The 26,348-nt window shown below is 69.7% G+C and carries 22 protein-coding genes and 1 pseudogene; 12 read left to right on the top strand and 11 right to left on the bottom strand.

From position 1 onward, the window contains the following. The first annotated feature begins 154 nt into the window (after window positions 1–154). The gene (locus AB0D31_RS20355) at window positions 155–1,300 is read left to right on the top strand and encodes an NlpC/P60 family protein (RefSeq protein WP_362724834.1); all 1,146 of its coding nucleotides are present in this window, start codon (window positions 155–157) and stop codon (window positions 1,298–1,300) included. Between the two features lie 6 nt (window positions 1,301–1,306). Continuing rightward, a complete protein-coding gene (locus AB0D31_RS20350; RefSeq protein ID WP_362724832.1) occupies window positions 1,307–2,218 on the top strand; it encodes a hypothetical protein in 912 nt (303 codons plus the stop codon). Window positions 2,219–2,455: 237 nt separating this feature from the next. Here AB0D31_RS20350 and AB0D31_RS20345 read toward each other — a convergent pair whose 3' ends face one another. Beyond that, complete coding sequence (locus tag AB0D31_RS20345) at window positions 2,456–3,334, bottom strand: helix-turn-helix transcriptional regulator (protein WP_362724829.1); 879 nt, start codon at window positions 3,332–3,334, stop codon at window positions 2,456–2,458. Between the two features lie 188 nt (window positions 3,335–3,522). On the opposite strand from AB0D31_RS20345, the gene AB0D31_RS20340 reads away from it, so the two are divergent. Both AB0D31_RS20340 and AB0D31_RS20335 read left to right on the top strand, forming a co-directional pair. Then, window positions 3,523–4,284, top strand: coding sequence for an SDR family NAD(P)-dependent oxidoreductase (locus AB0D31_RS20340; RefSeq protein WP_362724826.1), 762 nt, complete (start codon window positions 3,523–3,525; stop codon window positions 4,282–4,284). Window positions 4,285–4,602: 318 nt separating this feature from the next. Then, window positions 4,603–4,764, top strand: coding sequence for a hydrophobic protein (locus tag AB0D31_RS20335; RefSeq protein ID WP_267054796.1), 162 nt, complete (start codon window positions 4,603–4,605; stop codon window positions 4,762–4,764). Window positions 4,765–4,876: 112 nt separating this feature from the next. Here AB0D31_RS20335 and AB0D31_RS20330 read toward each other — a convergent pair whose 3' ends face one another. Next, window positions 4,877–5,449, bottom strand: a complete 573-nt coding sequence (locus AB0D31_RS20330) for a potassium channel family protein (RefSeq protein ID WP_362724823.1) — start codon at window positions 5,447–5,449, stop codon at window positions 4,877–4,879. Window positions 5,450–6,690: 1,241 nt separating this feature from the next. Between AB0D31_RS20330 and AB0D31_RS20325 the strand changes: the two genes are divergently transcribed. Further along, window positions 6,691–7,926 carry an acyl-CoA dehydrogenase family protein gene (locus AB0D31_RS20325; RefSeq protein WP_362724820.1) on the top strand — a complete coding sequence of 412 codons (1,236 nt, stop codon included), beginning with the start codon at window positions 6,691–6,693 and terminating at the stop codon, window positions 7,924–7,926. A gap of 115 nt (window positions 7,927–8,041) precedes the next feature. Next, a complete protein-coding gene (locus AB0D31_RS20320) occupies window positions 8,042–8,500 on the top strand; it encodes an Rrf2 family transcriptional regulator (protein WP_362724817.1) in 459 nt (152 codons plus the stop codon). A gap of 56 nt (window positions 8,501–8,556) precedes the next feature. Here the strand turns inward: AB0D31_RS20320 and AB0D31_RS20315 are convergent, their stop codons facing one another. Together AB0D31_RS20315 and AB0D31_RS20310 are read right to left on the bottom strand one after the other, a co-directional pair. Next, complete coding sequence (locus AB0D31_RS20315) at window positions 8,557–9,954, bottom strand: chloride channel protein (protein WP_362724814.1); 1,398 nt, start codon at window positions 9,952–9,954, stop codon at window positions 8,557–8,559. Window positions 9,955–10,309: 355 nt separating this feature from the next. Beyond that, entirely contained in the window at window positions 10,310–11,158 is an 849-nt protein-coding gene (locus AB0D31_RS20310; protein WP_362724811.1) for a MurR/RpiR family transcriptional regulator, read from the bottom strand. 44 nt (window positions 11,159–11,202) lie between these two features. Here AB0D31_RS20310 and AB0D31_RS20305 point away from each other — a divergent pair, with 44 nt between their 5' ends. Further along, window positions 11,203–12,078: an EamA family transporter gene (locus AB0D31_RS20305; protein WP_362724809.1), complete on the top strand. Its 876-nt coding sequence runs from the start codon at window positions 11,203–11,205 to the stop codon at window positions 12,076–12,078. Between the two features lie 322 nt (window positions 12,079–12,400). After that, complete coding sequence (locus tag AB0D31_RS20300; protein WP_362724806.1) at window positions 12,401–13,213, top strand: NAD(P)H-dependent oxidoreductase; 813 nt, start codon at window positions 12,401–12,403, stop codon at window positions 13,211–13,213. Window positions 13,214–13,328: 115 nt separating this feature from the next. On the opposite strand, the gene AB0D31_RS20295 is transcribed toward AB0D31_RS20300, so the two are convergent. Beyond that, window positions 13,329–13,940: a class I SAM-dependent methyltransferase gene (locus AB0D31_RS20295; RefSeq protein WP_362724804.1), complete on the bottom strand. Its 612-nt coding sequence runs from the start codon at window positions 13,938–13,940 to the stop codon at window positions 13,329–13,331. 110 nt (window positions 13,941–14,050) lie between these two features. On the opposite strand from AB0D31_RS20295, the gene AB0D31_RS20290 reads away from it, so the two are divergent. Further along, complete coding sequence (locus AB0D31_RS20290; protein ID WP_362724801.1) at window positions 14,051–14,740, top strand: TetR/AcrR family transcriptional regulator; 690 nt, start codon at window positions 14,051–14,053, stop codon at window positions 14,738–14,740. 135 nt (window positions 14,741–14,875) lie between these two features. On the opposite strand, the gene AB0D31_RS20285 is transcribed toward AB0D31_RS20290, so the two are convergent. From AB0D31_RS20285 to AB0D31_RS20270, 4 genes are all read right to left on the bottom strand, one after another. Continuing rightward, entirely contained in the window at window positions 14,876–16,486 is a 1,611-nt protein-coding gene (locus AB0D31_RS20285) for an FAD-dependent oxidoreductase (protein ID WP_362724798.1), read from the bottom strand. Between the two features lie 71 nt (window positions 16,487–16,557). After that, entirely contained in the window at window positions 16,558–17,526 is a 969-nt protein-coding gene (locus AB0D31_RS20280; protein WP_362724796.1) for a diiron oxygenase, read from the bottom strand. A 301-nt stretch (window positions 17,527–17,827) separates the two neighbouring features. Continuing rightward, window positions 17,828–19,354, bottom strand: coding sequence for an NAD(P)/FAD-dependent oxidoreductase (locus tag AB0D31_RS20275; RefSeq protein WP_362724793.1), 1,527 nt, complete (start codon window positions 19,352–19,354; stop codon window positions 17,828–17,830). 404 nt (window positions 19,355–19,758) lie between these two features. Beyond that, entirely contained in the window at window positions 19,759–20,202 is a 444-nt protein-coding gene (locus tag AB0D31_RS20270) for a transglycosylase SLT domain-containing protein (RefSeq protein WP_362724790.1), read from the bottom strand. 718 nt (window positions 20,203–20,920) lie between these two features. Between AB0D31_RS20270 and AB0D31_RS20265 the strand changes: the two genes are divergently transcribed. Beyond that, a complete protein-coding gene (locus AB0D31_RS20265) occupies window positions 20,921–21,937 on the top strand; it encodes a winged helix-turn-helix domain-containing protein (RefSeq protein ID WP_362724788.1) in 1,017 nt (338 codons plus the stop codon). A gap of 234 nt (window positions 21,938–22,171) precedes the next feature. Then, window positions 22,172–22,561: a peptidase inhibitor family I36 protein gene (locus tag AB0D31_RS20260; RefSeq protein ID WP_362724966.1), complete on the top strand. Its 390-nt coding sequence runs from the start codon at window positions 22,172–22,174 to the stop codon at window positions 22,559–22,561. A gap of 974 nt (window positions 22,562–23,535) precedes the next feature. Here AB0D31_RS20260 and AB0D31_RS20255 read toward each other — a convergent pair. Beyond that, the gene (locus tag AB0D31_RS20255) at window positions 23,536–24,645 is read right to left on the bottom strand and encodes an SMI1/KNR4 family protein (protein WP_362724785.1); all 1,110 of its coding nucleotides are present in this window, start codon (window positions 24,643–24,645) and stop codon (window positions 23,536–23,538) included. A gap of 314 nt (window positions 24,646–24,959) precedes the next feature. On the opposite strand from AB0D31_RS20255, the gene AB0D31_RS20250 reads away from it, so the two are divergent. Then, window positions 24,960–25,742, top strand: a complete 783-nt coding sequence (locus AB0D31_RS20250) for a hypothetical protein (RefSeq protein ID WP_362724782.1) — start codon at window positions 24,960–24,962, stop codon at window positions 25,740–25,742. A gap of 329 nt (window positions 25,743–26,071) precedes the next feature. Here the strand turns inward: AB0D31_RS20250 and AB0D31_RS20245 are convergent. After that, a pseudogene (locus tag AB0D31_RS20245) lies at window positions 26,072–26,348 on the bottom strand (hypothetical protein); the annotation flags it as partial.

The raw sequence follows: 26,348 nt of genomic DNA, 5'->3' as shown, positions 1-26,348 counted from the left end.
AGCGATGGAAATCGGCCAACTGTGGCCGAAGAATCGGACGCGTACACGTTGACACACGTGCGGATACGAGGATCTACCGCCCGTGTGCGGATAGTGTGTTCATGGGCCGAACGGATCTCCGTATGACCCAACTTGGCCACCCTGATGGTAGGTCGTGATCCCAACTCTCGTACCCGGCCTCCTGAAAGTGGCGCTGATGAACATGTCGCCCGGCGGTAGACAGCTGCGAATCCGGGTCGCTCTGACAGCCTTTGTCGGCGCGGTCACCCTCATACCGGGCCCGAGTTATGCGGCGCCGAACGATCCCGAACCGGCCGACGGCGGGCCCCTGGAACAGATCCACAACCAGCTTGACGGCCTCTACCGCGAGGCGGAGGTGGCGACCGAGGCGTACGACGCCGCCAACGAGAAGGCGACCGAGCAGTCCAAGCGGCTGACGTCCCTCCAAAGCGACCTCGCCCACACCCAAGGCCGGGCGGACGCCCTGCACGACCTCGCGGGGGCGGCAGCCCGAGCCCAGTACCGCGGGGACTACTTCAGCTCCACAGGCTTCCGGTTGATACTCAGCGACCATCCCGAAAACGCGCTCCCCGACGCCGCGCAGGCGGACCGGACCCGCGACACTCTCGAGAACATCTATGAGAACCAGAAGACTGCCCGCACGGAGCTCGACCGGCAGACCGAGGCCGCGACGAAGAACCTGCGTGACCTCAAGAAAACCCTCGCGGACAAGGCCGGCACGAAGGCAAGGATCCAGAACAGGATCGCCGACGCCGAGCGGATCGAGGCAGGCCTGAAGGCCGAACAGGTCAACGGGCTGGCGCAGTTGGAGAAGCAGAAGGCGGACGAGGCCAAGGGCAAGTGGCCCGGTTCCGGTTCGAACGGCGGACCACCGGCGGACAAGGGCGGAACGGGAAACGGGCCTTCGGGCGGCGGGCCGGCCGTGAGCGGCAGGGCCGGACAGGCCGTCTCCTTCGCCATGGCTCAGATCGGCAAACCGTACGGGTGGGGCGACGTAGGTCCCTCGTCGTACGACTGCTCGGGGCTGACCTCCGTGGCATGGGCCCATGCCGGACGTCCTATACCCCGTACCTCGCAGGCTCAGTGGCAGGGGCTGCGCCACGTCAGTCTCTCGTCCGCCCAACCCGGCGATCTGATCATCTACTTCAACGATGCCACGCACGTGGGCATGTACATCGGAGGCGGACAGATCGTCCACGCTCCGCGGCCCGGCCGTACGATCACCACCGCACCGGCCGCATCCATGCCGATCCTCGGCGTGGTCCGACCCGGAGGCTGAGCGGATATGTCCCACTTGCCCGCACCCCGTGACGACGGGAATCTGCCCGCGCTCAGCGCGCAGCCGTTGATCCGCCTGGACGCGTACGTCGCCGAGGACGGATCGACAGTGGTCAACGGTCATCTGCTGACCATGGGCGGCACCAGGCCACCCAATGAGGCGATCCTCGATGCCGTGGCGATGTTCGCCCGCACCCTGGGGGCTCCAGTGGCGGCAACGGTCGTAGACCGCACCGCGCAGCAGGTGGCGCGGCTTCGGGTGCACCCGGACGGCTCCAGCTACACGATCGCCGACGAGGAGGACCTGCCGCCCGGCCGTGAGCGAACAGAGGCGGAGGAGCAGGCGTTCCCGCCGCTCGCCCGGGTCGAGCGGATCATCCAGCACGCGCAGCGGGAGGAGTTGCACGCGGCATTCGTCCTGGCCAGTGCTCTGCGCGAGCATCTGACGCTCCGCCGGGGCGTGGAGGACGATCTCTCGCTGGAGGCGCGGGCGATCGAGGCCTACATGGCGTTCCTGCGCGGCGACTACACGGTCTCCACCGTGCTCGCGCTCACCGTCGCGCGCATCCGGTGCCGCACCGACCTCAACCGGGCCGCACCCGAGGTGGCTCGCGCCACCGCTGCTTGGCAACGACTCGAGGACGCGAGCCAAGTGGCGGCCCGCGGGCAGGAACTGCTGTACATGTGGGACCGGTTGTCCGCTGCGGGCCTGGTACAGCATCAAGCCCACCAGACCATGGCGTTGGCGGTCCGAACCCGGCTCGAACGGGGCAGCCAGTACGTGGAAGCCCCGGCGGAACGTCCGGCTGCGGCTCTCACCGCGGCCCAGGGTCCCGCCGCCCCCGAGGACACGCCACTCAAACGCAGCCGAAGGGGCCTACGGCGCTTCACCAGATGGACGGGCCGGGCACCCGGCTGAGGCGAACCCCGTCGGGGCAACGCGGCCCCTGCCCGAGCCGGATTTTTCCGAGAGCGGGTCAGAGTTGTCCAAGTCAGCCGGATAGCGGGTCCCGCCGCCGGGCGGAGCGCCTTGGAGGCATGAACACGAGGTACGCCCAGCGGTGGGCCAGTGTGGTTGGTGCGACCCATGCGGCCACTGTGGGTGGTGCGGCCCGTGCGGGCGCTCTGGCCGCGCAGTTAGGACGGCGGGTGTTCGTCAGGGTGACGTGGTGGGGTGTGGGGTGTCCTCTGGTTCGTCATGCGCACTGGTGGGGGCGGATTCGGTGTGTGAGAGTGCGCCGAGGAGCCGCAGTTTCTCGTCGCTGTCGCTGTTCTTGTCGGGGTAGTAGATGACGAGGATGACGTCATCGATGGGGAGTTTGTCCCGGTGGAGGCGTAGGTCACCGACCACGGGGTGATGGACCGTGGTGGTGCCTCCGTCGAGAGCACGGACGTCGTGACGGGCCCACAGGGTACGGAATCGCTGACTGGACAGTGCGAGTTCTCCGACGAGTTCGACGAACCGGGGGTTGTCGGTGTCGTCCCCGATGGTGGTGCGCAGGGCGGCGACGAAGTCGGCTGTGGCCTTGGGCCAGTCCTGGTGGAAGGCTTGTTCTTCCGGGTCGAGGAGGAGGGAGCGCAGCCGGTTCAGGCCGGGCCGCAGCCGGGGTGAGAGCGCGACGGCCATGGGGTTGGAGGCCAGGACATCGAATGCGCGCCCTTCGACGAAGGCGGGGATCTCAAGGTGGGCGAGCAGTTCGCGCACCCTCGGTGGTACGTGCTCGGGGCGCTTGCGGCGCGGCGCTTTGGGGCGCGCTGCCGTGAGGCCGAGCAGATACGTCCGCTCGATGTCGTCGAGGTGCAGGACGCGTGCGAGTGAGGTGAGGACCTGGGGTGAGGGGTTCTTGTCACGGCCTCGTTCCAGGCGCAGGTAGTAGTCGGGGCTGATTCCGGCAAGCAGGGCGACTTCCTCACGGCGCAGGCCGGGTACGCGGCGGTTGCCGCCGGGCGGGAGCCCTGCCTGCGCCGGGGAGACCAGCTCACGCCGGGCACGGAGGTAGCTGCCGAGCCGGTTGCCGGCTTCCTCATCCTTCATACCGACACCGTAATGCGGTACGCGTGTCGCAGAGGGGGCTCTGTCAGGACCAGGGATGACGGGGGCCCTGCCCGGCCCGGCCCAGGACGTCAAGACTGCGGTGACGCTGCTTCGCACGAGGCAGCGGCCTCACTTGTTGCGCCGCGCACCTGAGGGCGGGCGGCGTCCTGGACTGAAGGGAAGATCTCATGGATCTCTCCAATCGCACGGTTCTCATCGTCGGCGGAACCTCGGGTATCGGGCGAGAGCTGGCCCGGCGGTTCGCCGCGGCGGGCAGCACGGTGACCGTTGGCGGTCGCAGCCCACAGGCACTTTCGGAACTCGCTGAGGAAGGGTTCGGCACGGTCGGCATCGACGTCACCGACAGCGTCTCCGTCGCAGCAGGCCGGGACGCCGTGCTCGCCCGGTACCCCGAGCTGGACACCGTAGTGACCATGTCGGGCGTCATGTTCCTGGAGGACCTGCGCGACCCCGCGCACTTCGAGACGGCAGCAACGACGATCGACACCAACCTGCTCGGCACCATCCGAGTCATCGACGCCTTCACCCCCCACCTGGTCCAACGGGGTGCCGGCACCTTCATCACCGTCACCTCCGGCATCGCCTTCCTGCCGTTCCCGCCCATGCCCAGCTACGCAGCCTCGAAGGCCGCGGTGCACGCCTACTCCGAGGCACTGCGCGCACAACTCGACGGCACCGGCGTCGGCGTCATCGAACTCGTCCCTCCCGCCGTCGCCACAGCGGGCCAGGAAAAGGTGAACCCGCACGCGCTCGCCCTCGACGACTTTGCCACCGAGGTCATGCACCTGCTCACAGAGGACCCAACCCCACACGAGATCCTCGTCGAGGGCGTCCTGATGCACCGCTGGGCCGAGCGCGACGGCACCTACGCCGACCTCGTCGCACAGCGCTCCAAGGCCCTGGCCATGCTCCCCAGCCGCCAAGGCTGACCCCAGTCCTGCCCGATCGACGCCGCGATGCGCTCGACTGTGCGGGTGGCGGGGCGGCGGGGCGGCCAGGTGGCCAGGTGGCCGGGTGGCCGGGCGGCTTCGTCCAGCGTCACGCAGCGACATCCGCTGAGACGAAGGGTTCAGCTAGAGACGGTTGAGGGCGCGGGTCCCTGCGATGTGCCCTTACGGGTTTGACGAGGGGCTCTGGTGCAAGGAGGGGCGCAAGCGACTTCCCGGATAAGAATTTCATAAACAAGCATGTCGGAGGTGTGTCGGCGGGATCGGACGGGGCATTCGATGGCTCGGAGGTTGATAACTATGGTTCCCCTGCTTCTCGTTCTTCTGCTGGCTCTGATCCTCTTCGGCGCGGGCTTCGCCCTGAAGGCCCTGTGGTGGATCGCGATCATCGTTCTCGTCGTCTGGCTGGTCGGGTTCATCGCCCGCCCCAAGGGAGGTAGCGGCCGCTGGTACCGCTGGTAAGCCGGCACAGCCGCACCATCAGCAAACAGGTGGGTGCCCCGCGCTACGGTGCGGGGCACCCACCTGTTTGCACGACGACCAGGTCGCCGGTTCGGATCAGTCCCGCCCTTGATCAGACACCCCCGGGTTCGGACGGTCCCGGAGCCAACCCGGAGCCCGGCTCCTGATGATCGCGGCGACGCAGCCCCACCCGCACCGCGCCGAACACCGCCTTGCCGAGCACTGCCAGCACGATCAGATCGACGATCATCTGCACGCTGGTCAGCGCCCGGGCCGCCTCGCTGGTCGGCACGATGTCGCCGAAACCGACGGTCACGAACACCGAGATCGTGAAATACAGCGCAGCGGTCCGGGTCAGCGGCTCCGAGAACGATCCCGGGACGTCATGGGCGAGCAGGAAGTACGCGGCGGAGAACATCACCAGGAAGAGCGGCACGGCTACGGCCAGCGCCCCCATGGCGCGCAGCCACGGGTAGCGTGCACGGCTGATCGAGGCGAGTTGCCACACAAGCAGCCACCCGAACACGGCCAGCGCCCCCACGAGTACCGCCACCGTCCCCACACCGACGCCCCAGTCGAGGGGCGCCACGTAATACAGAACCGTCACCAGGACGACCGACGCGAGGGCACGCAGCACGTGGACTGTGCGGGTCAGGCGACTGACTCCTGAGACTGCACGGTCCATGAGGCGCTCCCGGGTACGCGATACGTGAAGAAGGTGTTACGCACCAGGAGAGTCACCCCGCGCCGATCCCGCCACCGGACGCCCAAGGCTGCGATGAGGCTGTTGCCGTATCCCCCGGCCCGGTGCCGGCCCGGCATCGACACTGTCCGGCCGAAGAGCCGACCCGGCATTCCAAAGTTTCGACGTTCCAGGACGCGTTCTCCGCTGCGGGGCCATCCCTGTAGGGACAGCGAGCAGCAAGGATTCCGCGCGCTCACCTCAGTGGCGCCTTCGAGGAATCCGAAGGCCCTCGCCGGTGGGCGAGCCCGCTTCCGGAGACGGCCATGTGGCGGCACTCCTGCGGGCGCCGGGGAAAGACCTCTTCGCACCGGTCGTCGCACCGGTCACTCACTGGTCCTCGCTCAGGCCGAGGTAGCCGAGGTAGCCCAGGGGGGTGGTGGGCCGCGAACGCCACCCGTTGATCCTGCACTCCCCCGGACTTCCGGAGAAGTAAGTGTCGAGGCCCGAGAAGCCCGTCGAGGCGAAGGCATGCCCGTCAGCGGCCGCCGGCGGGCGGCCGGATCCACGCCGGGCACGGCTCAACTCGGCGCCTAACCCTGGCAGTTGCAGGACGTTCAGTCAGATCACGATTGCCCGAGCCAGCTTGTCCACCGACGTGCGTGCCGACGCAGAACGGCCCCCACCGGTCGCCCTACCAGGCGCCCCATGCCGGCGCCGACGCCCCCGTGGTGTCACCAGCTGCACTTTCGCGTTCCCTCATTTCCCATCGATTTACTAGGAAACCATTGACAGCCCACCCTCCCGGTGCAGAGGATGGGCGCATGGCCCCCACACAGAAGCGGCTCGTTCGCCGTCGGCATGTCGACTTCGGTCACCTCGCCGGCGCCGCCTGTTGTCAGGCCTAGAGCACTCCCCGCGCACGTTCCGCGCCTCGGCCAGGCCTTCCGGTCTCCGCCCATTCGTTGATCGCGCGCCACGCCACAGAGCCAGGCCACGCGCGAACTCGGCTCCCACCGATGGGAGTTGTGACGGATTGGGACGGGAATCGTGCCGGGAGTTGCGGCCAAGGCCGCCATCGCATCGATTCCCGCGCACAGCTCCTCACCACCGGAAGCTCACCACCGGAAGCTCACCACCGGAACCTCACCGTTCGGCGCCCCGCCTGGCCACCGGCAAGACCGGTTCAGCCTGAGCGGCCAACACCCCACCCCGTCGTCAGCGACCTTGAGGAGACCACCGCCATGGCCGTTGCCGCAGCGCCGTCCGTACCCGCCTCGGATTCCACGCACACCAAGCCCAGCCGCGTGCATTGGCAGCGCGTTGCCCGCGAGACCGCGGACGACCTGGCCACAGACGCGGCGGCCAGGGAGCAGGCGGGCAAACCTCCCTTCGACGAAGTGTCCCGGCTTCGTGAGGCGGGGCTCCTGACACTCCTCGTCCCGCACGAGCTAGGGGGCGGCGGAGCCGACTGGCCGACGGCCTGCGCCACCGTCCGGGAGATCGCCGCCGCCGACGGCGCGGTCGGTCAACTGCTCGCCTGTCACTACTTCCTCTCGTGGAGCGTCCAGTTGTTCGGCACGCCCGCCCGCGCCGCCGAGATCGAGCGGGAGTCCGCGGCCGGGCGGTGGTGCTGGGGTGGCGGGCTCGGGCGCCAGGAACTGCCTCTGACGTTGACCAGGAAGGCCGGTGGCTATGTGCTCGACGGCCGCCAGAGCTACGCCACCGGCATCCTGGTCGCCGACCGCCTAGCCGTGCGGGCCGAGCGGGCCGACACCGGCCAGCCGTTCGCCGTCGTCGTCGATTCCGCCCGCCTCGGCGTGCGGATCGATGGCGACGCCGACACCTTCGGCCAGCGGCTCGCGGGCAGTGGGGCCGTGGAGTTCGATGCCGTACCGGTCGCGGCCCAGGACGTACTCGGCTCCCTGTCCGCGGACGAGGACGTCCTGTCACCCCGGGCTGCCGTGTCCTCGCCGGTCGGGCGTCTCCTGTCGGTCCAGCTCCTCCTGGGCATGACCGAAGGGGTGCTCGCCGAAGCACGTGAGTACAGCCGGGCGGGCCATTCCACCTGGCGCCCGGACTGGCCGATCGGCTCTCCCCAGGACCCGCAGGTGCTCACCACCTACGGAGAACTCACCGTCCTCGCCCGCTCCGCGGCGGCCCTCGCCGATCAGGCGCAGCAAGCCGTGCACGGTGGGCTGGCCCGCGGTGACGACCTCACCTACGACGAGTACGCGGAAATCTCCGTCGCCGTGGCCATGGCCGAAGCCGCCGCCTCCAGGGCGGCGCAGGAGTCCACCGCCCGCGCTCTGGACATCATCGGCGCCCGCTCCCTGTCCTCGCGGCTGGGCTTCGACCGCTTCTGGCGCAACGCCCGGACCCACACGCTGTACGAGCCCGTCACCCATCGCCTGCGCGACGTCGGCGACTACTTCCTCAACGGCGCCCATCCGCCGTTCGTCCTGCCCCTCCGGCCTTGACGATCGCAGGCGCCACCCCGCCCCGGTGGCAACGGCGCCCCTGCCCGGCGGCCGGCGGCCGGCCGTGGACCCGACAGAAGCCGTGCCGCCGAAGGCCATACGGAATACTGCGCACATGAGGATCTCAGCCAGGGCCGACTACGCGGTGCGCGCCGCCCTGCAGCTCGCCGCGTCATCGGATGCCGGGCCGTTGAAGGCCGAGGCCATCGCCGATGCCCAGAACATCCCGCACAAATTCCTCGAAGGCATCCTCAACGACATGCGCCGGGGTGGTCTCGTGCTCAGTCGGCGGGGCGGCAACGGCGGTTACCGACTGGCCAAGCCCGCCGAGTCCATCAGCATCGCCGACGTCATCCGCGTCGTGGACGGTCCGCTGGTGTCCGTACGCGGGGTACGCCCGCCGGAGCTGTCCTACACCGGCCCTGCCGAATCACTGCTCCCCCTGTGGATCGCACTGCGGTCCAACGTGCGCGAGATCCTCGACGGCGTCTCCCTCGCAGAGGTCGCCACCGCCCAACTGCCCACAGCAGTATCGGCGTTGGCGGACACGCCGGGGGCGTGGGCGAACCCCTGAAACAGCGGGCCACCACCAGGGAGGCGGGAGATCCGACCTGCCGCCACGGCACGTCCTCATACGCGGGATGTCTCTGCGTCAGCTACGCGCGAGGGCAGCAGTTCGGCGGTGATGAAGGCGACCGCGGCAGCGAGGATGACCAGAGGCATCAGATCCGCGCTGTCCAGGAGCAGGGCGACGAGGACGACACTGCTCACCGGCAGCCGCAGCGTGGCCGCGGTGGCTGCCGCCATGCCGGCCGCCATCGCGGGAATCACTCCGAAGCCGGGCAGGGGCGCGAGCAGGACACCGGCCGCAGCGCCCAGGAAGAGGGCGGGAAAGATGGGGCCGCCTCGCAGGCTGCCCAGACACAGGGTGTAGGCCGTCCCCTTGAAAGCGAGGACGGCGAGTAGCGCGCCGACGCTCCAGGTGTGGGGGTCGGACGCCAGGGCACTGATGGCGCTCCGGCCCGACGAAGCGACCTCGGCCGGTGAGCGGCCGGTGATCAGTGCGTAGAGGGCAGCGCAGGCCCCGGCGCCGAGCGCGTACAGAACGGTCCGTACGATCACGGCCTTCTCGACGTTCTCCATGTTCTCGGTGGTCTCGGTGGTCTCGATGGACGCGGCCACCCTCTGGCCCGCGCCCAGCACCCCGCGCATCGCGACCGCGATGACCACGGCCATGAGCAGCGCCCACAGCACGTCCGGTCCGTCCAGGCGTGGGGGCGGGGCGGACAGTTTGAGGCCGAGGCTGCCGGTCTGCAGTCCGGTCCAGCGCCCGAAGCCGGTGAAGACCAGGGCTCCGACCCCGCTGGACAGCAGGGCCGGCAGCATGACGGCGAACAGCCGCGGACCGCCCACCCCGGCGATCTCGATGAGGAGGACGGCGGCGACCAGCGGGCTGCCGAAGATCACCGCGATGGCGGCGGCGGCTCCGGCCGCGCCCAGCAGCGCCGTGCTCTGCGGGGTTGCCGGTGCCCGGGCAAGGTCGCGGAACAGCAGGGCGAGCCCGCCTCCCAGGGCGATCAGCGGTGCCTCCGGACCGAGGACGGCGCCGAACGGCAGGCTCGCCGTCGCGGCGAGGAGTACGCCCGGCAGCGTAACGGGGAGCGTGCCGCCGGTGTGCAGTCCGGAGGCCGGGATGTGACCGCCCGCGCCGGGCAGGCGCGAGACGACCAGGCCGACCACCAGGCCGGAGACGAGCAGGAGGGGCAGCGGCCACCACCACGCGGGCATGTCCCTCCCCTGCTCGTGGGGCAGGTCCACCCAGAGGAAGTGCTCCAGCTCGTGCAGCCCGACCAGGTACCAGAAGGCGGCCAGTGACACCGGAATGCCGATGACGGCGCAGAAGACGAGCACCTTCAGATAGCCGGGAGTCAGCAGGATGTCCCGCAGACGGTCTGCGGCTTGGGGCTGCGAAGGTTCGGCGGCGGCCGCACCTGATCGAGGTCCGGGTCGAGGGCTGGGCTCGGCCACCGCTGTCCTCCCTTCCCATCGACCCGGCTCCCCGGGCACAGCCGACTGACTCCCGAGGAGCGCGGCGTCTCGGCACGCCTCGCAGCCCTGACGGCCGGAGCAGAGACAGTTGAGGGTCGGGCCCACGGCGAAGGCGACCCGGCCGCACAGGTCCATCGCTATGCCTGGTCACGGCCGAGCGCAACACGAACGCCCCACCGCCGGCACAGGGCTGTTCCGTAGGATGCGGACATACCGGGCCGGCGTCCGGGGTGGCGGCCCATGCACCGGGATGGTGGCCCGATGTGCGGCGTCGTCGCCTGACATGCGACCGCGCTGGTCCGACTGGATGAACCAGGGAATGTGAGGCGTCCGGTCAGTAGGTGTGATCCGCCGTCACATCGGCGGACAACGCCAGACCCCGCTCCGCGTCGGCCCCACGCACCGTCAGCAGGGTCTGGCACAGCGCGTCGACGACGGTGAGGTGAGCCAGCCGGCTGGCAACCGTTTCCAGGCCAAAAATGAGGTCCTGCCCGCCCGCGACCAACGTGCAGGTGCTGGTCTCACTCAGTGGCGAACGAGCGTAACTGGTCACGGCGATGACGCTGGCGCCTGCCACGCGGGCGCGGCGAGCGGCGTCGACCGTGCTGCGGGTGGCGCCCGTATGGCTGATGGCCAGGCATACGCCATCGGGCGGCAGGAGCCCCGCGGACAGCTGAGCGGTGAGCGGGTCTGCCGGGGCGTCGACGACACAGCCGAGCGCGCGCAGGCGGTACGCGGTGTCCAGAGCGACAGCGCCGGACAGGCCGGCTCCGGCGACCAGCACGCGAGGGGCCGTATCGAGTGTCGCGGCCGCGGCGCGCAGGGCGTCCAGGGAAAGCGTGGAGGCCAGGCCATCGAGCGCCTCCCTCGCGGATCGCACGGTGTCGGCGAGTGCGCGGGCGGCGGGGTCGGCCTCGCTCGAAGGGCGTGGGGGCGGCGCCTGGCGCGCCGCGGCGATCTTCAGTTCCTGGTACCCGCGGAACCCCAGACGCTGGCAGGCGCGCACCACGGATGAGGGTGCGGTCCCGGCGAGCTCGGCCACATCACTGACGCTCAGATGCACGAGCTCCACGCCCTTGTCGAGGACGACATGGGCTACGCGGGTCTCGGTGTCGCGCAGCTCTGGCAGGTGGGCCCGGACATGGGCCGCGAGACTCCGCTCCACCCCAGAATTGAATTCCATAACCTGATGCTACCGTGGAATTCCATTCCACAGAGAGGGTGATCATGTCTGTGGCCCTGGCGCTGCCCACGGAGGCGGCCGCCGTGCCCATCGTCGTACTGATCGCGGCGCTGCTCCACGCGGTGTGGAACGCGCTGGCGCACGGGGCCGGGGACAAAACGGCGGTCTTCACGCTGATGAACGCCACCACCGCGGGATGCGCCGCCGTCATGGTGTGCTGCACCACGCTGCCCAATGCCGCGGCCTGGCCGTACATCGCCACCTCGGCCTGGCTCCAAGTCGCTTACCAGCTGCTGCTGTTGCAGGCCTACCGGCTGGGCGACTTCGGCCAGATGTATCCGATCGCTCGTGGCACCTCGCCCCTGCTGGTGGCGCTGGCCTCCACCACCGTCCTGGGACAGCCCATGCCTGCGTGGAATGCCGTGGGAGTACTGGTGATCTCGCTGGGCCTGGCCGGTCTGGCACTGGCAGACGGCATGCCCGGCCGCGCCCAACTGCCGGCGCTGGCCGCCGCCCTGGGCACGGGCGTGATGATCGCGTCCTACACCCTCGTCGACGCCGCCGGCGTGCGGAAGTCGGACACCGTCGCGGGCTATGTCGCCTGGCTCTTCCTGTCCCAGAGCCTGGCATTCCTGTTGCCCGTCTGCCTCACGCGCGGTCGCTCGCTGACCGGCCGGCTCAGGGCCGTGGGCTGGCGCGGTCCTGCCGGGGGCGTGCTGTCCCTGCTCGCCTACGGGCTCGTGGTCTGGGCTCAGGCCCGCGGCAACGTGCCCACCATCGCCGCCCTGCGCGAGACCAGCATCGTCTTCGCCGCACTGATCGGCCTGCTGGTCTTCCGAGAGTCCTTCGGCCATCGGCGCCTTACTGCCAGCGCCGCCGTCCTGACCGGCATCGCGGTCCTCGAACTGGCCCACACCTGACCGCACACGACGCCACGCGGACGCCCCCGTCACAAGCTGGCCACGGCCCCGGACGCGCGCTGCCCACTCAAGCTCCCCCAGCATGCCTCAGTCAGCGGAACCACTGGGCGGACAGCCCACTTTCGCGGAGGACCGCCCGTCCCCGAGCGGCTTGTCCGGCTCCTGGGCAGGCCGCCTCGGGCAGAGCGGCGACTGGTCGTTCCTCGTGGAGTCCGGCGGCAGCGAAGGCTGCCGGTCGACCAAGCACAGACACACGCGCGAGTCGGGTGTGGCGGTTCGGGTACATGCACAAGCCATCACCCGCTTGAAAAGGAGACATGGCGTGCAAGTCCTCTGGCTCACCGCCCATCCCGGGCCCCGCTCCCTCAACGGCTCCCTGTACCGCGAGGGCGTCCGCTTCCTTGAGGAACGGGGGCATGCGGTGCGCACGTCCGATCTGTACGCGATGGACTGGAACCCGGTTGTCACCGCCCAGGACTTCTCTCGCGCCGCCCCCGGCGAGAACGACGATCGGTTGGTCGTCGGCAGCGCGGCCGAGGAAGCCGTACGCCGGGGCACCCTGGCCCCGGACATCACCGCAGAACACGACAAGCTCGCCTGGGCCGACACGCTGATCGTGCAGTTCCCTCTGTGGTGGTACGGAATGCCCGCGATCCTCAAGGGCTGGTTCGACCGCGTCTTCGTCCGCGGCTTCGCCTTCGGTATCCACGACAGCCAGGGCCGCCAATTGCGCTACGGCGAAGGCGCGCTCGCGGGAAAGCGCGCCATGGTCGTCGTCAGCGCGGGCGCCCGCGAGGCGAGCCTCGGGGAACGCGGCATCAACGGCTCCCTCAACGACCTGCTCTTTCCGCTGCAGCACGGCACCCTCTGGTACGCCGGCATCGACGTCGTACCGCCCCTGCTGATCCATGGAGCCGACCGCATGGACGGCGCCGCCTACGCCACCCACACGGACAGCCTGCGCCGGCGCCTCGAAAGTCTCCCCCACACCCGGCCGCTGCCCTTCCGCCGCCAGAACGGCGGAGACTACGACGAAAACCTGATCCTTCGTGCCGAACTCGCTCCGGCCACCGCCACCGGCCTCGCCGTCCACTACCGCACCGAAGCCCCCGACTTCCCTCCCGGCGCCACCTGACAGGGCGCTCCGCGAGCAGGACGCCACGCGGGTGCGTCCTGGGCGTGCGCCGCCCCTACCGCTGCTCCCCTGCGGATGATGCCGCCGACCTCCGCTCCACCGAGTGTGCCCGAGGTCAGCGGTCGCGGCGATGCACGCTGACGGCGTAGCCGCCGCCGTCGTAGGGAGCCGCGTCCCAGGTCGCGAAGCGGGCGGCGAGCTTGAGGCCGGCTGCAGTGCAGTGTGTGTCGTACTCCGCCAGTGTGAGGAACGGCGGCACGGGCAGGTGGGCGGCGTCGAGGCCGAAGCCCGCGACCAGCAGGCCGCCCGGACGCAAGGCCTCCGTCAGCCGCTCGACCACCGTGGCCTCCGTGCCGGGCGCGACCAGCGGCAGGACGTTCCCGGCGGCGACGACGAGGTCGAAGTCCGCGGCGACACCGAGCGCCGCCGGATCGAACGCGGCCAAATCGGCCTGGAACCATGGCAGTTGTGGTGCGCGCTCCCGCGCCACGTCCAGCATCGACGCGTCCAGGTCGACGCCGACGCAGTCGTACCCGAGCTCGGCAAGGCGGATCATGACCCGCCCCGCACCGCACCCGGCGTCAAGGACCCGGGCGCCGGCCGGTACCAACGACGCGCAGAACGCCGCCTCGCCATGTACGTCCTTCCCCGCGCGGGCCAGCACCTCGAAGCGCGCGGCGTACTCGCCTCCGGATGTTCCACCGGTCAGTTCCTGCCAACGACTCATGCGGCCGACTCTAGATCGTCGGGGCGATCCGGTCGTCACCCAGACCTGCGGGCCCCAGACCGCGGGTTCACACCTGGGGGCACACTGAGCCGGTCCTATATCCTGACGAGGTGGCGGACAGAACCGGCGGAGAACCGCAGATCGACGGACGCTCCACCCGGTGGGACGAGCACAAGGCGCAGCGTCAGGTCGACTTGGTGGACGCGGCCGTCGCGCTCATCGAGGAGGAGGGCACGCGCTTTCGCGTGCAGCGTCTTGCCGAGCGGGTCGGGCTGCCGCGGTCGGTGCTCTACCGGCATTTCAAGGACCGCGCCACGCTGGACGAGTTGATCCGCCGACGGGTGGTGGAGTCGTTCCTGCGTCGGATGGAGCCCACCCTCACCTTCGAGGGGACCGTCCAGGACGCCGTGCACCGAGTGGTGGGCGCGCACCTGGACTGGGTTGCCCAACACCCCCGCCTGTACGCCTACATGGGTGTCGCGGAGCACGCCATGGGCGACGGCTCGCTGGTGGCGGACACCAAGACGGCCATCGCCCTGATGCTGAGCGAACGGTTCGGGGACGTCCTCAAGGCGCTCGGGGTACCGCAGGCGCCGATCCGCTCGGTCGCTGTCGGCATCGTGGGTTTCGTGGACACCGCCGTCAACCAGTGGGCGCACGACGAACGGCGTGAGCAGTCCGAGGAGGAGTTGCGCGCCATGCTGTGCCGCTCGGTCTGGGCGGTCCTCGACGCGACCCTGCGGGACCTCGGCGTGGAACTGTCGCCACAGCAGCGTGTGTCGGACCTGGAGCGGCGCTGACCGCGCTGACCGAGTTTGATCGCGCACTCCTCTCCGCTCTGCTCCCCTGCTCCCCTGCTCCCCTGCTCCCCTGCTCCCCTGCTCCCCTGCTCCCCTGCTCCCCTGCTCCCGACGAGGGTATGACCCACCGGGCCGTCAGCCGCGTACCGCTGGAACGGATTGCGCTGCCGCGCGGTGCAAGGAGTCGCTGTCGGTGAGCTTGACGCGGGGACGCTCCTGCGCCTCCCCCGCCGCTCGCTCCGCGCGGTCGATCGCCCGCCATGCTTCCAGGCCCAGGGCGCGCCCCTCCGTTCCCGAGGTGGATACGGGGCGGGCGAGGTGGCCGGCGCAGAAGTCGTCCAGGAGGGATTCGACCGTCTCCTGCGCGCAGGTCCTGTTCGTTCCGATGAAGCCGGTCGGTCCCCGCTTGATCCAGCCCGCGACGTAGACGCCGGGCTCGACCCGTCCGGAGGCGTGCGGGATCGTCCCGGTGTCCTCGTCGAAGGGCAGGCCGGGGACGGGACGGGCCCGGTAGCCGATGGAGCGCAGGACGAGTCCGGTCGCAAGGGTCCGGGTGTCGCCGGTGGGCCGAGCGCGGACGGTGCCGTCGGGGTCGGTGTGCAGCGTGGTGGTGGTGATCTCAAGGGCTCGTACGGAGCCGTCGCCGACGATTCGCACGGGACTGGTGAGGAAGCGCAGCACGATGCGGCGGCGCCCCTCGACGGGTGTGCGGGCGGCCAGCTCCGCCAGGAGGCGCGTCTTCTCGGTGGTGTCGGGCGCCAGCTCCTCGGGCCGGCCCTCGACGCGTACGTCCACGTCCTCGAGGGCGCTGAGCGCGAGGAGTTCGGGCACGGTGAATGCGGCGTGCGCGGGTCCGCGGCGGCCGAGAACGACGACCTCACGGACCTTGCTCGTGCGCAGCGCTGCGAGCGCGCGGTCGGAGATGTCGGTACGGGCCAGCGTGTCCGGGTCGGCGGTGAGGATGCGGGCGACGTCGAGGGCAACGTTCCCGTTGCCGATGACGACGGCGCGTTCGGAGCCGAGGTCGGGGGCGTCGTGTGCACGGTCGGGGTGGCCGTTGTACCAGCCGACGAAGTCCGTCGCGGAGATGCTGCCGGTCAGTTCCTCGCCTTCGATGCCGAGGCGCTTGTCGGTCGCGGCACCGACCGCGTAGATCACGGCGTGGTGCTCGCGCAACAGGTCGGCGTGGGTGACGTCGGTGCCGACCTCGACTCCGAGGCGATAGCTGAAGGCGGCCTGTGACTCGATGGCCCGGAACAGCTCGGTGACCCGCTTGGTGTCCTGGTGGTCCGGTGCGACACCGGCCCGCGCGAGGCCGTACGGCGTCGGCAGGCGATCGTAGACGGTGACGCGCACGCCCGGGTGGCGCAGCAGCTCGTCGGCGGCGAACAGTCCGGCCGGCCCGGCGCCGACGACCGCGACGGACAACTCGCCCTTCGGCAGGCGGCGTTGCCGCGGCACCACGTACATGGGGGCGCGGTCGGCGTGCGCGTTCTCTTTGTAGTACGACGCGTTCAGCTCCAGGAACGGCAACTCCGCCTCGCCGAGGGCCGTGTGGGGTTTGAGCGCGTCCACCGGGCAAGCCGTCGTGCAGGCACCGCAGTCCACGCAGGTACGCGGATCGACGTACAGCATCTCCGTGGTCCCGAAGCCGGGCTCGCCCGGCGCGGGGTGGATGCAGTTGACCGGGCAGGCCAGTACGCAGGAGGCGTCGGCGCAGCAGGATCGGGTGACGACGTACGGCACGGCGGGCTGGTCTCCGTTCGGTGTTCGGCGTAAGGCGGCGCGAGGGGCCGCGGGGCCCGGTGTGCGGGGTATCAGTCGGTGAGCGGGGCGGGTTCACCGCGGAAGCGTGCGGGGCGGCCGTCGATGCGCAGGGCCCTCCACAACGGGCGGGAAGCCTTGTTCATCAGGCCGATGTCCTCGGCGAGCATCCGTACGTCGGAGAAAAGCTCGTGGAGCAGTTTCCGGCCGGCCTCGGACTTCCAGAACACGTCCTTGATCACCCAGGCGGGGATGCCGACCCGCTCTGCGGAGTTCCGGTCGGGGATCATGATGACGTCGCACAGGCTACGCATGATCAGCGGGAAGAGCACGGACAGGGCGCCGCGGCGGACCTTGCCGAAGCGCGGGACGCGCAGGCGCAGGAACTCGTGCGCGAAGGAGATGTGGCGGGCTTCCTCGGCTATGTGGATCTGCATGATCCGCTGCGGCAGGGGATGCACCGGCTCCCCGCTGCGCAGGGCCGCCTTCTGCAGGTGGTCGATGGGCTCCTCACCGGCCAGGATGCCGGTGAAGAACGCCTCCGGGTAGAGGGATCCGAACACCGGCAGGATGCGGCTGAGTTGGCGGAACCAGCGCTTTCCGCCGGAGGTGTCGACGCCGGTGCGGTTGACCAGTTCCTGGAACATCTGGGTGTGGTGGGTCTCTTCGGTCACCTCGTGCGTGAGGTACCTGAACTCCTGGTCCTGGTTGCCCAGTTGGTAGACGTAGTCCAGCGCCCCGCGCATGAGGAGGTTCTCGAACTGCATGCCCACCTTGGCGATCACGGCCCAGCGCCAGATACCGATCCGGATCTGCGTGTCCAGTGACTGCTGCCGGTACCAGGGATGGGCGCCCAGCGCATCTGCCGAGGTGAGGACCCACCGCGGGTCACTGGGGTCCACGGTGAACTCGGGGTCGTCCCACTTGATGTCGGTGAAGGCGTTGAAGTGGACGTTGACGGAACCCTCGGACAGGGTCCGCAGGCGCTCGTCGTAGGCCTTCCTGGTCAGGTGCGCGGTCATTTTCGTCCTCGCTTGTCTGGTGGGCCCGCCGCCCCGGCGGGAGGCCGATGGGCGGTGCGTGGGTCGGGGTGAGGGGTGGGAGCGGCCTGTGGGGCCGGTGGTACGGGGTGCGGCGGGCCCGGGCCGAAGGTGGTGCTGCCGGGTTGGCGCGCTCGGGAGCGGTGTCCGCCCGGTGCGGGAGCGGTCAGGCACTGGTGCGACCGGTGCGGAAGCGGTCAAGCACGGGTGCGACCGGTGCGGAAGCGGTCAGGCACGGGTGCGACCGACGCGGGAGCGGGCCGGCACGGGTGCGGACGGGCGGTCAAGCGGCGCGGGTCGGTTCCTGGGCGCCGGCCGCGGCGACCGTGCCGGCCGCGCCGGACCGTCCCGCCTGGTCGAAGCGCAGTGGGGCGTCCTCGATGGGTGCGCTGCGCAGCATGGCGCGGTCGCGGTAGTAGTTGTTCCACATCCGCCAGGGGTCGCGGGTGCCCTGGCGTGGCATGGCCTTGTCGGCCCGCGCGATGTAGCCGGAGGTCAGCGCCTCGCCCATGACAGAGAACGCCGAGCGGTCGGCTTCGCAGGCCAGCGGGGTGGCGATGTCATGTCCGTGGCGTCGCATGTGTGCAAGGAGGCGGGCGGTGTAGGCGGCCGCCAGGTCCGCCTTCAGGGTCCAGGAGGCGTTGGTGTATCCGATGACGAGGGACATGTTGGGCACGCCTTCGAGCAGGACGGCCTTGTAGAGCACGCGGTTCGTGACATCCACGGGGCTGCCGTCGACGGTGAGGGCCATGCCGCCCAGGAGCCGGACGCTCAGTCCGGTGGCGGTGACGACGATGTCTGCCTTCAGCTCATGGCCGGATTTCAGTCGGATGCCGTCGGCGGTGAACGTGTCGATGTGGTCGGTCGCGATGGCCGCCTTGCCGCTCTTGAGCACCTTGAAGAGGTCACCGCCGGGCACGACGCACAGCCGCTGGTCCCAGGGCTTGTAGCTGGGGCTGAAGTGACGCATGTCGACGCTTCCGCCGGCCCGCGCCCGCACGAGGCCGAGCAGAACCTTGCGGGCGATCCGGGGGTACTTGCGGCAGAAGGCGTAACTCCCGCGCTGCAGCGCGATGTTGCGGGACCGGGAAATCCGGTGGATCAGCCGGGCCGGGACACGAAGCTTCCGCAGGACGGAGATGACGGGGTCGACCTCGGGCAGGGCGAGGATGTAGGTGGGCGAGCGCTGCAGCATGGTGACGCTCGCGGCGTCGGCCGCCAGCGCCGGGAGCAGGGTGATGGCCGTGGCGCCCGAGCCGATGACGACCACACGCTTGCCCGTGTGGTCGAGGCCCTCGGGCCAGTGCTGGGGGTGGACGAGCGTGCCCTGGTAGTCAGCCTCGCCGGGGAACTCGGGACGGTACGGCTCGTCGTAGTCGTAATAGCCCGTCGCGCCGACGAGGTAGCCCGCGCTGTACGACTCGCGCCGGCCGGTGGTCTCGTCCTCGACTTCGACCGTCCATCGACCCTCGGTGTGGGAGAAATCGGCGCTGATCGCGCGGCGGCCGAAGCAAATGCGTTCGAGGACCCCTCCGTCCGCCGCGGCGTCCTCGACGTACTTCCGGATGTCCGCGCCACCGGCGAGAATGCGAGCCTGGCGCCAGGGGCGGAAGCCGAACCCGAAGGTGGACATGTCGGAGTCGGAACGGATGCCGGGATACCGGAACAGGTCCCACGTCCCGCCGACCCGGGCACGCCGCTCAAGCACGACGACCGATGCGCCGGGATTGTCCCGCAGGATGTGGCACGCGGCGCTGATTCCGGATATCCCGGCGCCGATGACCAGGACGTCGACGTGCTGCTGCTCCATCGCGGAGACCCTCGCTCTCGCTCGTGGGCTCCCGGGCGGCGCAGAGGCGGAAAGCCGCTGCGGCTCGGGGCGCTGACGCTTGCTCAGGTTCGTGGTGCCACCTAAGCGCCTCCTCGCAATTTACCTGCGACACGGCGTTTCAGATACCGCCGGTAACGTGAGCTGGATCACGATTGTCGGGGCGGTTCGTTGGTTTCGGATCCCCAGCGAGCGCGTACCGCGCGACGACTCACCGGCAGCGTCCGTAACCGCGCACACCCCACCACCAGCGGACCCTCTCCCGCCGGACACACCGTCAACAACGGCGACGCGGGACCACGCAGGGTCAGGGGCCGGGAATGCCGACATGCCCGCCGCTGTAGCGGCGGGCATGTCGGATACGGCTTCTTACGTCAGCTGGTGGCTCAGTACCAGTGGTGGGCCTGCCAGAAGTTCCAGGCGCCGACCGGGCTGCCGTAGCGGGAGTTCATGTAGTCCAGACCCCACTTGATCTGCGTGGCCGGGTTGGTCTTCCAGTCCGCGCCGGCGGACGCCATCTTCGACGCCGGCAGAGCCTGAACCAGGCCGTACGCGCCGGAGGAGGAGTTCGTGGCGGTGTGGTTCCAGCCGCTCTCCTGCGAGACGATCTTGCTGAAGGCGGCGAACTGCGCCGGGTCCTTGATCATCTGCTGAGCGATCACCTTGGCGTTCACCGGGGCCGCCTGGGCGGGAACCGTGGCGAACAGCGAACCGGCGGCGCCGACGGCGACAACGGCGCCCGCGAGGGCCTTCTTGGAGACGGCGATGCGGCGGATGACTGCGTTGGACACGAAGAGGCCTTCCGAAGGGAACAGGGACGGTCGCGGCATGCCGGGGCATGCGTTAGCCACTCACGCGGTGGGGAGGGGCTCGTCTGCGGCGGGTGGAGCACCCGTGCCGCTCGGCGACTCATCCAGTTCTACCGATCCCCGGATGGCCTGGCAATGCCCCCCTTCTCCTAACGGACTTCGCAGCAACCGGTACGCCCAGTCCGCACACGGCGCGGTTCGCGCAAGGCGTGAAGGGCCGACGAAGCATCGCCCAGGGCCGCCGAAGGCCACTAGGCCCGCTCGTATGTGACCTAGGTCCTGTGGGCCGCCTCACGATAGATATGTCCAGATATCACCGACTGTAGCCATATATACCCTTTGATGTCCGGGCGGCGGACCCGCGGGACTCCCCCGATCAAAGGAACACGAGCGACCGGAGCCGCCAATCCAGAGGTCCCCGCCCGGCACAGGGACGCACGTGACTCCAGAACCCGGCACAGGGACGCACGTGGCCCAGAACAACGAGGAGAGCGCCCGCCGTCCCACGTCGATGAGGGTGCCGGCCACGGGTCGGCGAAAAACACCCCCTCGGAGCTCAGCGGGGGAAGGCGCTTCGGGCGTGTGATGCCTCGTGGCGGTACCTCCCGGTCAGCGTGGGGGTGGCTTTCCGTCAAAGTCGGTGGAAGCGCTGGAGCGGCCGGGCCTGCGCGTCAGAGTGGAAGGGCGAGGCGAGCCTAGGAGATCGTCCGCAGGCGCGCGAAGGCCGCAGGGGGTTGAGATGCTGCGCGTTCACTTCACCGACCGCGATCTGGCGCGGGTTCACGTGGCGAAGGCGCCGGACCCGCTCTGGGAGACGGTGCTGGGGTTGCAACAACTCGCCCAGCCTGTGCACGGACCGGTCGTGTACGCCGACTGGCGCCGCAGGGCACACGCCGAAGTAACGGAACGACGACTCCAGGAACAGGCGCGATTGTTGGTCACGTTGGCACCGCCTGGCGTGGACTACTTCCCGGATTTCCTCACCCCGGGTGCCGCAGCCGATGGTTTGCGCTGCGGACTCGCGGCGTTGCGGTCGACTCCCCCACGCCAGTTGCGGCAGGAGGTACCACGCGCCCCCAGGCTGTCCGGTCCGGGTACGCCGCCTCGCTGGGCACGCGAACTGTCTTCCGGCGACCAACTGCGGCTGAGTGAACTCTCCGACGCCATATGGTCGTTGCACGACGTGCTGGTCGCTCCCGACTGGGCCCATACGGCAGCGACCGTAGCGGCGGACCGGGCGTTACGAATCCGAGCGCTCGATGTCGGTGGGGTGCACGGCTTGCTGGACTCGCTGCGACCGGTGCTGGACTGGCGGCCCCCGGTGCTGTCGGGACCGTATCCGGTCGACTTGGACATTCAGCTGGGAGGCCGGGGCCTGCGGCTGATCCCATCGCACTTCTGCTGGCGCACCCCGGTGGCTCTGGTCGACGCCTCGCTGGATCCGGTCCTGGTGTATCCGATCGAGCACCCGATGCCCAGCCCCGGCGCGACGGCCGGGCAATGCCGCCATCACGTACTGGCCGCCCTGCTGGGCCGTACCAGGGCAGGCGTACTGGCGGGCCTCGACCGCACCGCGACCACGGGCGAACTGGCTTGTCGTCTGCGCATATCGCCGGCCTCCGCCAGCGAACATGTGCGGGCCTTGCGGGACGCGGGCCTGGCAGTCAGTATCCGCGCCGGGGGCCGCGTGATCCACATTCTGACGCCCCTCGGCAACACCCTTCTCGCTGGAGACGGCACGACATCGTCGCAATGACCATCCCTGCCGCGGCAGTTCGCCATGCACCCTGCACACAGCCCGGCGCGAGACTGCACTCTGTTTCTCTGTTCCCGCCACTGACACAGGGTCTTGCCCTGGGGGCCAGTGAATTCGGTCAGAACCGAAAGGGTTCGCCGCTGGCGCGGCCACGCTGCCAGGCTCCGGAACGGACCCAGGGAGGCAGGTGACGACGCCTCCCCTCTCGTCAGAAGGGAAAGCCCAGTGAACGCGATGCGAACCATTTTCGCCGGGGTGGCCATGGTGGGCCTCGCCGTCTTCACCGCGCCTGCCGCCCATGCCGCGTCCCCCACCGCCTCCGGATACAGCCGGTGTGCCGGCGGCGAAGTGTGCTTCTTCAGCGGCGACGACGGCTCCGGCAGCATGTGCAGCTGGTCCGGCGACGATGCGGACTGGCGGAACGGTGCGGTCAGGTGTTCATGGTCGGCCGACAAGACCGTGCACTCCATCTACAACCACGGAACTCCGCAAACCTACGACACCGTCGTCTACTACAAGGGGGCCAACTATTCGGACCGGGTGGGATGCACCACGGTCGGCAAGGAGGGCAACCTGGCCGGTACGTACCACGTGCGCTCGCACAAGTGGGTAACCGGCTGCTGACCCGGTGAAATGACGCCATCCGCGGGGCTGTGGCTCCCCGGCATCCTCATCTGGACCCGACGCCGGCCAAGAAACAGAAGCCAGGCTGCTGACCGCCGCACGCACCGCCCTGACCGGCGATGGTGTGCCCCCGTCGCGCAGCCGCGGCGCAGGGCGCGATGCAGGGCGGCGCGCTGTGCAGGGCGCACACCTGGCGGGCAGAGGGCAACTCCGCAGTTCGGGCGATTCTCAGGTGAGATCGTGCACAGGGTCGCCGGGCTTCCATCCGGCGTCCGACCAGTGCGGGGTTGCCGGTGGACGCGGGGGCGCGGGGGGCGGGTTCGAGCCCCGATTGGGATTTTGCGGGACGCTTTTACCGGAAGGGCCGGCCGGGGAGCGGCGCTGGCCACTGCCCGTCTCCTTGGCGGGCCGCTCCGACTTCACGGCAGGGGCGGGAGATCTGGTGGTCCTCGCCTTGGGCACGGATGAGTCGGGGGCCGGCATCGACGTGGCGCCGTGGCCCGCGGATGACGAAGGCACCGGCGCGGCCGCAGAGGCCGTCGCGGACGGTGAGGACGATCCGGACGGAGGGATGCTCTTCGGGGAACTGGGCGAAGTCGCCGGCGATTTCGCCGTCCCTCCGCCCGAACAAGCAGCGGCCCCCAAAGCCAGGACGAGTAGGGACGTCGCGCCGACTACGGCGCGCGATCGGTGCTTCACGGTGTTCTCTCCTCGGGTGCCCGAGAAGTAGATCACGCCAGGTCGGGAGCGCTTACCAGCGAGTCCCGGCCAGAGAGGCCACTTGAACGCGCCAGACCACAGGTCCTGAGCCGCAACCCGTTCTCGCGTGTCCAGGTACCCGGACGCCAGTGCCACATGGGACCCGGACGCCAGTGCCACGTGGGACCCGGACGCCAGTGCCACGTGGGACCCGGACGCGAGTGCCACGTCGAGGCGGCGCGGGCCGGCGACCGGGCCCTTCGGGCACGGTCGGTCTAGTCCGAGGCCCGGCGGCCGTTGATGACGGCGCGTACGGCCCGGTCGCCGCGAGGGTCGGCCATCAGCCGGGCGATGTCCCACCACCGCAACAGCAGCGCCGGATAGTGCGGCAGCACCGCATCCATGAGATCTCGGTCGAACCGTGCCCGAACGCTCCCGTGGCGCAGGGCGACGCGGATGTCGTCCAGGGACGGCGGGGTGTGACGGATCGCAGGCGGCAACGTGGCCTGATACTCCGGGGCCAGCTTGTGGCCGGGCTGGACCATGACGTTCCCGCCCAGCGCATCGGCAACGGTGTCCTCCAGTTCGATCTGGGCCTGCACGACTCGCCCCCACCAGCGGTCCCGGAAGGCGACCAAGGCGTCGAGGTCGGCCAGGTCGAGGGCGTCGCGCTGCACGTCGAACTCTGCACGCTCATCGCCGGGCAGAGCTTCCCGGATCGCGCCGAGAGTCTTCGCGGGATGGCGGGGCGGGGCCTGGCCGAGGTGGCGTACCCACTGGTCGCCGCGCTCCTCGTCCAGAGGGGGTCCCCACACCAGGGCGCCTCCTCTCATGCCGGGCTTCTCCGAGCCGGCTGCCGCCATGGGGGCTTCCAGGCTGACCGCCATGAGTTCCAAGTAGGCGGGCAGCGACGCGTACTCCTGCTCGCGCTCCCCGTACATGTTCCACCGGCGCACTTCCCCGGTCTCCCCGTTGACGTACAGGCCGGAGATGGTGTCGTCGGGGTTGAGCGAGCAGAACGGTATCCACGATGACTTCCACAGCACCGGGGCGTCCTCGTCCCCGGTGTTGTACTCGCCGTGCTCCCCCTGGAACCGCATCTGCATCTGGTGGGCCCGGATCACAGCGTCGAGCGGCATCAGGGTCCAGTCGCCCATCATGAGCCCCGAACCGTCGACGCCGTCCTCACCGGCCGACAGGTGCCACAGCGCCTTCAACTCCTGCGGAACGCTTACCCCGAGGGCTTCTTCCAGGGCCGCGATCTCGGTTTCGCAGGCGCCGGGCTTGAGGGAGGCGTACGACCGCGGGGCGTACCAGGCCAGCCATTCCGTGATCCGGCTCCATGCCTCGGTGACTCGCACATCTGCTGGTGTGTCAGTAGTCATAGTCACCACGTTCGCATTGCGTCCCGACTCCGCACGCAGCGGGGCCCGGGCTTCATACCCTCATGCCCCTCCTCCTCGTACAGGGAGCGTGAGGTTGGACAGCCCCGGAGGCGATGACAGCAATGCGCACCGTCCGCCTCGACCGCGGAGAGCTGCGGGCGGGAGTCCAAAGGCACGGTAAAGTCAGTGCGTGAGGCCCAAGTAAAGCCCCGTGGGGCGGGCCTCCTCTCCATGTTCGAGGCAAGCAGGACCCGCTGACAGGACCCGCTGGGCGACGCAGCTCGACATACCCCCATCGCAGACCCGGAGAATCGATGCGTCGCCATATCTTGCTGACCGCTGCCACCCTGCTGCTGTGTGCCGGCTGCTCAACGGCAAGCACGGGCAGGGCCTCCGAACCCTCTGTCGACCAAGGGGCCATCGTCAAAACGGCCACCGCGACAACGAGCAAGGGCACCGCTCGCATGGATCAGAAGATCGTGATCGCGGGCGGTGGGGTGGATGCCACCATTGCCGTCACAGGCAACGTCGACTTCGCCGGCGACAAGGCGACCCTCGCCGTCGACTTCCCGCAGGGCGGGATCAGCCATGTCGACGAGGTCCTCGTAGGTAAGCAGGCCTATATACGCGGTGCGGCGGGTGTGGACGAGGCCACATGGGCGGTCGGGTCACGCGACACCGCACAGGCCCACTACATCCTGCGGGCCCCGCTCAATGATCCCCAACACGTACTGCGGCAGATCTCTGCGATGCACCACGTGTCCAAGGAGGGGGATGAAGAGGTGGCCGGGGTAGGGACCTCGCGCTACCGCGGGATGCTCGACCACGAGACACTCACCTTGCGTATGGCCCCGGAAACGCGGGAGAAGGTCGAGCAGGCCCGTGACCTCCTCGGCAACGACCTGCCGGCCTACGCAGAAGCCTGGGTCGACCAGCAGGGGCGGGTCGTGCAAACCCGCACATCCATGGACCTCGGCGGCGCACGAGTGACCGTGACCACCGCCCTCGGCGATCTGGGCAAGCCCGTCCGAGTTTCCCTTCCGTCCGCCGACGACACCGTCCCGGCCACCGGCTTCACGGGAATCCTGACCGGCTGACCCGAGCATGGCGCTGTCCCGTCCCGCCGGAGTGCCGGTCGGCTGAGTGATTGGGATGGCGCAGGTGCCGTGCGCCGGATGCTCACCTCGCACAGGCGCCGTCTCCCATGGCGACATGGCTCACCAACCACAAGCAGTCCCCGGTCACTTCTCGTGATGCGGCCACGCGGGGTGGGTGGTTCGCGATGCTGCCGGCTCAGTGCTGATGACCGATGGAGAGCGTTCGTCGTGGTCGCCATCAACGAGATTTACGTCCACGCTGCTCCCCCAGCCCTGAATGCCTGCGTCCCGGACGCCACAAACGTCCGGTGCAGAGGGGGTGCAGCACGTCAGGGGCCGCCGCTGCCCAGGTGCCTTGCTGCGAGCGTGGTGACCTGCGCGGCCAGGTCGGTCAGGGAGGAGTCGCGCCGTGCGGCGGCGCGCGCGAGTCGGACCACGTCGTTCGCCCAGGCGCCGGTGGCCCGGTCCTCGTCTTCGATCCGGGCGAACCCCCGGTCCAGGAGGCCGCGGGCCTCCGTGCGCGAGTCGGACCACGTCGTTCGCCCAGGCGCCAGGGGCGAGCTCCTCGACTTCGATACGTGCGAACCCCCGGACGAGGGGGCCGCG

It is taken from the genome of Streptomyces sp. NPDC048361 (genome assembly GCF_040651795.1).
Taxonomy (GTDB): Bacteria; Actinomycetota; Actinomycetes; order Streptomycetales; family Streptomycetaceae; genus Streptomyces.
Note: the sequence above shows the minus strand (reverse complement) of the source record. Positions and strands in the feature narration are given on the sequence as shown.

Bases quoted from the DNA above. Each gene is read 5' to 3' on its own strand.
- AB0D31_RS20340 (WP_362724826.1), top strand. From the start codon at position 3,523: ATGGATCTCTCCAATCGCACGGTTCTCATCGTCGGCGGAACCTCGGGT.
- AB0D31_RS20265 (WP_362724788.1), top strand. From the start codon at position 20,921: ATGCTGCGCGTTCACTTCACCGACCGCGATCTGGCGCGGGTTCACGTG.
- AB0D31_RS20280 (WP_362724796.1), bottom strand. From the start codon at position 17,526: ATGACCGCGCACCTGACCAGGAAGGCCTACGACGAGCGCCTGCGGACC.
- AB0D31_RS20295 (WP_362724804.1), bottom strand. From the start codon at position 13,940: ATGAGTCGTTGGCAGGAACTGACCGGTGGAACATCCGGAGGCGAGTAC.
- AB0D31_RS20325 (WP_362724820.1), top strand. From the start codon at position 6,691: ATGGCCGTTGCCGCAGCGCCGTCCGTACCCGCCTCGGATTCCACGCAC.
- AB0D31_RS20310 (WP_362724811.1), bottom strand. From the start codon at position 11,158: ATGGAATTCAATTCTGGGGTGGAGCGGAGTCTCGCGGCCCATGTCCGG.
- AB0D31_RS20330 (WP_362724823.1), bottom strand. From the start codon at position 5,449: ATGGACCGTGCAGTCTCAGGAGTCAGTCGCCTGACCCGCACAGTCCAC.
- AB0D31_RS20350 (WP_362724832.1), top strand. From the start codon at position 1,307: ATGTCCCACTTGCCCGCACCCCGTGACGACGGGAATCTGCCCGCGCTC.
- AB0D31_RS20345 (WP_362724829.1), bottom strand. From the start codon at position 3,334: ATGAAGGATGAGGAAGCCGGCAACCGGCTCGGCAGCTACCTCCGTGCC.
- AB0D31_RS20275 (WP_362724793.1), bottom strand. From the start codon at position 19,354: ATGGAGCAGCAGCACGTCGACGTCCTGGTCATCGGCGCCGGGATATCC.
- AB0D31_RS20260 (WP_362724966.1), top strand. From the start codon at position 22,172: ATGCGAACCATTTTCGCCGGGGTGGCCATGGTGGGCCTCGCCGTCTTC.
- AB0D31_RS20305 (WP_362724809.1), top strand. From the start codon at position 11,203: ATGTCTGTGGCCCTGGCGCTGCCCACGGAGGCGGCCGCCGTGCCCATC.
- AB0D31_RS20250 (WP_362724782.1), top strand. From the start codon at position 24,960: ATGCGTCGCCATATCTTGCTGACCGCTGCCACCCTGCTGCTGTGTGCC.
- AB0D31_RS20320 (WP_362724817.1), top strand. From the start codon at position 8,042: ATGAGGATCTCAGCCAGGGCCGACTACGCGGTGCGCGCCGCCCTGCAG.
- AB0D31_RS20335 (WP_267054796.1), top strand. From the start codon at position 4,603: ATGGTTCCCCTGCTTCTCGTTCTTCTGCTGGCTCTGATCCTCTTCGGC.
- AB0D31_RS20255 (WP_362724785.1), bottom strand. From the start codon at position 24,645: ATGACTACTGACACACCAGCAGATGTGCGAGTCACCGAGGCATGGAGC.
- AB0D31_RS20270 (WP_362724790.1), bottom strand. From the start codon at position 20,202: ATGCCGCGACCGTCCCTGTTCCCTTCGGAAGGCCTCTTCGTGTCCAAC.